Below are 4,655 nucleotides of genomic sequence, written 5' to 3' on the forward strand. Positions count from 1 at the left end.
CAACAGGGATAACGCATGAGCTGACGGGATGGACAAACGATGTCCTGGCGATGGCGAAGATATTCGGTGATGAACGCACCCTGGAGTTCTGTACCCAGAATCTGATAAACGGTGTTAAGGAGATTGTTAACAAAAGCTCGGAACAGAATGTTGAAGCCCAGCTTTCTGTATTACCCCAGGAAACATTTATCTCTCCTCCTGCAATGGATTATTCTTATTACATGTATGTCCAGAATGAGAAATCTAAAGGAACAGATCCGAAGGATATACTAATTCGCGAAGAGTTCGAAAAACAGATAAAGGGAAAACAAAACGAAGTTTATAAAAAACACCAGGTCGCTAATGATTGGTCTAAATATGCTCTAATGATCAATCAGAGCAAATGGGATTCTTTTAATAAATGTTGTGCTGATCTTACACAAAAAATTGATGAGCAACTCGCTAAACTGATTATCTATCGTTGTGAATGGTTACAGACTTCTTTATTTATAACAATGTTACAGGATTTTTTCTCTAATGACCCTGTTGATAATGCAAACTATCGTGAAATTGCTGCATTCGCGATGGCTGGGCTTAATGAGTCGCCATCAGGTGTAAAATTGCTGGATGACTGGATCGACGCATATACCACGACAAGTAAAACTAATCTCGTCTGGAGAACACATTTTTATAATAATCCAGAAATAATGGCAGATGCAGAGCCATTATTGGCTAGCTTGCAACAGTGTAGCATATCTCCGGTTTCTGAAAATGATGTGCTCTACTTTTTTGAGAAGAATGGCGCTAAACTTAATAAAATATTTAAAGGTTTTGAAAAAGCAACGAGTGAAATTTCAAAACCTCTGGATAGCAATGCCGTATTCTCGAAAAGAGTGCTGTATAAAATAGATCAGCACATGGTTACCGTGGGGACCAGGTTTTTTTCCGTATCACGGATTGGACCTGTGCTCAATACCATGAATGACCTTATAGTTCGAACTCTTTTTTCGCTATCTTCTGGAAAGTCAGAGTTAGAAACAAAAATGTTGTTCAGTAAATATTTTGGTTAGGCAACGGAGCGTAGGGCTTACATTACTGGCACTGTTTTTTACAGCACGCAAAGAGCCATTCGGGCTGATCGTCTCCGGGTGGCGAGTAATAAATATGCCGCACTTGAAAAAGCGTATGCAGATTATCTTCGCCAGCCTGCAGGATCTTCTGGTTATGCGGTGACCAGTATTAGACTTTTTGTTTTATTTTTCAATGTGGTCGAACTGTATAACCAACTCGATAACTTTAACAATAAACCCTCTGACTATGCCAAGGTAGTCAGCGCAATATCGGCAACGGCAAGCGGGATTATTGATATTGCAACACCTGCAATGGAGGTCATTCTTAAAGAGAAAAATAGTCTCCACTACATGAAAATGTCTGGCGCAGGATGCTCGCTGATAAGTGCCGGCCTTTCGCTGGGATTAGATTTTTCCACATTGTTGAATAAAGTTAGCTTACCGAATTCCAGTAAAAAATGGGCATTTACCGGCTTATATTTAGTTAAGACTCTTAGTGATGTTGCCATTATTGCCAAAGCGGAAGGGAAATTGATGTCGGTGTTGATTGAACGCTTTGGTTGGGATACCGCTAGAGGGGGATTGGCCGTATGGCTGGGAAAAGCCGCAGCACCACAATTAACAAAATTAGGTGTCGAATGGGTAGGGTTGTTGGCTTCGTGGGAGGTTGCCCTGTTATTGATGGTGGCTGAATATATTTTGACTGAATATTATTCACGTGATGCGTTACAGTCGTGGATTGAGAATAGTTTATTTGGTGATGATAATTCGATTGATATCGATAGTTATGCGCCGGAAAAAATAAATATGTTTATTGATGAGGCCAGAAATTCACTGCAAGAAAGCACACGTCAATTATCTTCAGGTAAAAAACAACAACGTGGAAAACCAATAATTTACTGGCCATTTATTATCTATGATGAGCCGGAAGTCCCTGCTGTGGTTTAATTTTGGAGCAACGAAATATTATGACAGAAGATGATGAACTGTTCGCCGATATGCCCCGGGCCTATATCCGGGGGCTGGAGAAGGGTAAAGGGTATGTGAAAGAAAACTATCTCCGGGAGCGCAGGGAATGGATAAAATTAAGACAAACCATTGCGTACTATGAATCGGAAGGCAAGAAGAAGCATAAAAAACGGCTGGCGGAACTGTATCGTGAAGAAAAGCAGCTGGCAAAAGCGCTGGCTGATATGCCACCGGACCCGATACTGCCCCCGCCAGCCCCGCTGATAAAGGTCAGGGGAGTGGTGAAAAACTATCACCAGCGCTGCCTGACGCACTATTTTGACACCAAAGCCTATCCGCAGACGTGGGAGTATTTCAGCAGGCAGGATGAGAACATGGCGTCTGCCGCGATGGTGCTGGCCTCGATGGGCTCAGCGGCAACGGCGCAGGGCATGGTGGCGAGCAATGAAGACAGGGTTCCAGCTGCTGCGTGGTACGTTACTGGCGAAATCAACGATCGGCAGTTTTCGGGGTGGCTGGGAGCGCCCTATTGTCGGGAAGGTGAGGAAGTGGAACTGATTGCCGCGCCGGTGGGAGAGGAGTACCTGGTCTATGCCCTTGTCCGGCCGCATGCGCGCTCGCTGACTATGCCACCGTGGTGTTACCAGGGAGTACGACGGGCACGAATTGACGGGATGAAAGTCCCCATTTCGGTCGTTATTTTATTAATTATTATTATGTTGATAGTGTTTATTTATCAGGATGGCTGGATTGTTAGTGAAAAAATGGTGAGTGGGGTAACGATGTTCCTGACCATGGGAACCTTTCTGTATATCCTTCCTGCAATATGGGCAATCTGGCGACGCCACCCCTTTCCGAAAGAACAGTTGACGGAGGAGATATTGACTGTTGCTGGCTGGGATAATGTGACGAATATTGATCTTCGGAAACTCGACAAGAAAAATATAAAAGAATTTAAGAAGCAAGGGCGGTCTGTTCGATTACTTAAATCAGGATGGTGGTTTTTTTACTATTAGTTGACAATTATTTAAGTTTTGAATTTTAAAGCTAATATTTTTGACGGGAAAGATATTAATATTATCTGATCTTTATCTAATTGTATAAATGTGTAGGAAGGTGTGTTTTTATCTTTTTCGAAAGTTTATATGTCGCTAGTTATATTTTTTATAGTGAGGGTTTATGTTTCAAGGTTTGGTCAGGCTCAACGATCCATTAAGTAGTGGTGGTAAAGTGATTTCTGTTTCGTCAACGATAATTATCGATGGTTTAGGTGTTGCACTGCTTGGTGATACTGTTATATGCCCAATTCCATTTCATGGCGTAAATAAGATAATCCAGGGTTCTCCAGAGTGGATCTCAGATGGAAAACCAGTAGCCGTGCATAAATGTATCTGCCAATGTGGTTGTTATGTTATTTCAACACTTCCCTGTACGGGGGTCTGGTAAGTTAAAATGAGTTGGAATATTCCAGATAAAAAGATAATACAACCTGTACCTTCTATTAGGTGGGGCCGCGATAGTGGTATTTTTTTCTCATTGTTAATAACTGTTGTTCTGCTATTCAGTTTTTTATATTACATTACTCATAATAATGAGTCTTTTTATTATGCTTTTGTAATATCTTTAATTATTTTTTTAGCATTCATTATATACTTAGGTCTTCGATTATTTCAGCGAGGATTGTCTCTTGAAAAAAATGAAATGATATTAACGGAAGGTTCTAATATTGATTGTAAGTGGTCTGAATGGGCTTCTGATTATTTAAGTGTTGTAGATTATAGTTATCTCTTTCCCGAAGATTCTCAGATGCTAAATTTACTTGAAGAAAATGAGTTCAATGCAATTGGGGCCAGGGCATTAAATTTCCCAGAATCGATTGGCTATACTGCTTTATTTCATGAGTTATTAGCTCCCATAAGAGCTAGATTAATGGATGTTACTTCTGAAAATGGTTTGATTATTAATTTTATTGTTGGTCAGGTATCGGGGGTTTCAACATGGCAGTCTTTTTTATTGGCCTGGAAACAACTTGGCCTCTCTGATGCTATAATTAATAGCAGTGAATTTATCTTTCACGACTATGTATTAAATATTGATGAATGGCTAAGTGTTACGGAGGATAAATTTAGATTAATTATTGTAGGGGAAAAGTCAACGGATATTAATAATAAACATCCTGGTACGGGGGATGGTATGTGTACTTTTCTTTTTGCTCCAGCGATTTTAATTAAACAGAATAATATTGCCGAGAAGGCAAGACTATATAGATCTATTTCTACAAATGAAGATAATCTGATCAAAGATCTTAACAATTTGATTTTTTATCAGGCCAGTGTCGGGATGGTTGATAATTTTTTGATAGGAAAAAATAGCAATAAAAAAGATGTAGCTAAGGCAGCTGTTGTTCTTAACGAACACAATAAAAATCTTGAGCAGTATTATGCTGAATTATATATTGGTATTCATGGAGAATTTGATATCTGGGTGATGTTAATGTTTTCTTTATTAAATATAAAAGATATAGATGCTGTTGATCTGATATTCTCAGAGTCGGATGGAAATATTATATTGTCGAGGGTTAAAAAAATTAGAAGTCGGGAATAGATATATGCAAAAGTCTAGCTTGTTGCGATTATG

General features: G+C 39.7%; 5 protein-coding genes. All 5 read left to right on the plus strand.

Annotation, left to right across the window (positions count from 1 at the left end):
* Positions 1-1,049, plus strand: a 1,049-nt coding sequence (locus tag KQJ19_RS24115; protein WP_275972567.1) for a T6SS effector BTH_I2691 family protein, incomplete at its 5' end; no start/stop codon positions are given.
* A gap of 78 nt (positions 1,050-1,127) precedes the next feature.
* Positions 1,128-1,997 (plus strand): hypothetical protein, encoded by an 870-nt coding sequence (locus KQJ19_RS24120; protein WP_253296402.1) that lies wholly within the window; start codon positions 1,128-1,130, stop codon positions 1,995-1,997.
* Between the two features lie 20 nt (positions 1,998-2,017).
* Positions 2,018-3,034 carry a putative type VI secretion system effector gene (locus KQJ19_RS22355; protein WP_216404173.1) on the plus strand — a complete coding sequence of 339 codons (1,017 nt, stop codon included), beginning with the start codon at positions 2,018-2,020 and terminating at the stop codon, positions 3,032-3,034.
* Positions 3,035-3,197: 163 nt separating this feature from the next.
* The gene (locus tag KQJ19_RS22360; protein ID WP_072034040.1) at positions 3,198-3,464 is read left to right on the plus strand and encodes a PAAR domain-containing protein; all 267 of its coding nucleotides are present in this window, start codon (positions 3,198-3,200) and stop codon (positions 3,462-3,464) included.
* A 6-nt stretch (positions 3,465-3,470) separates the two neighbouring features.
* Positions 3,471-4,622, plus strand: coding sequence for a hypothetical protein (locus tag KQJ19_RS22365; RefSeq protein ID WP_216404174.1), 1,152 nt, complete (start codon positions 3,471-3,473; stop codon positions 4,620-4,622).
* The last annotated feature ends 33 nt before the right edge of the window (positions 4,623-4,655 follow it).

Origin of the sequence: Citrobacter sp. S46_ASV_140, from assembly GCF_018919545.1 — a bacterium.
GTDB lineage: Bacteria > Pseudomonadota > Gammaproteobacteria > Enterobacterales > Enterobacteriaceae > Citrobacter > Citrobacter braakii.

What these genes read in the sequence shown, in the direction of transcription:
- KQJ19_RS22360 (WP_072034040.1), top strand. Translation starts at nt 3,198, where the DNA reads ATGTTTCAAGGTTTGGTCAGGCTCAACGATCCATTAAGTAGTGGTGGT.
- KQJ19_RS22355 (WP_216404173.1), top strand. Translation starts at nt 2,018, where the DNA reads ATGACAGAAGATGATGAACTGTTCGCCGATATGCCCCGGGCCTATATC.
- KQJ19_RS22365 (WP_216404174.1), top strand. Translation starts at nt 3,471, where the DNA reads ATGAGTTGGAATATTCCAGATAAAAAGATAATACAACCTGTACCTTCT.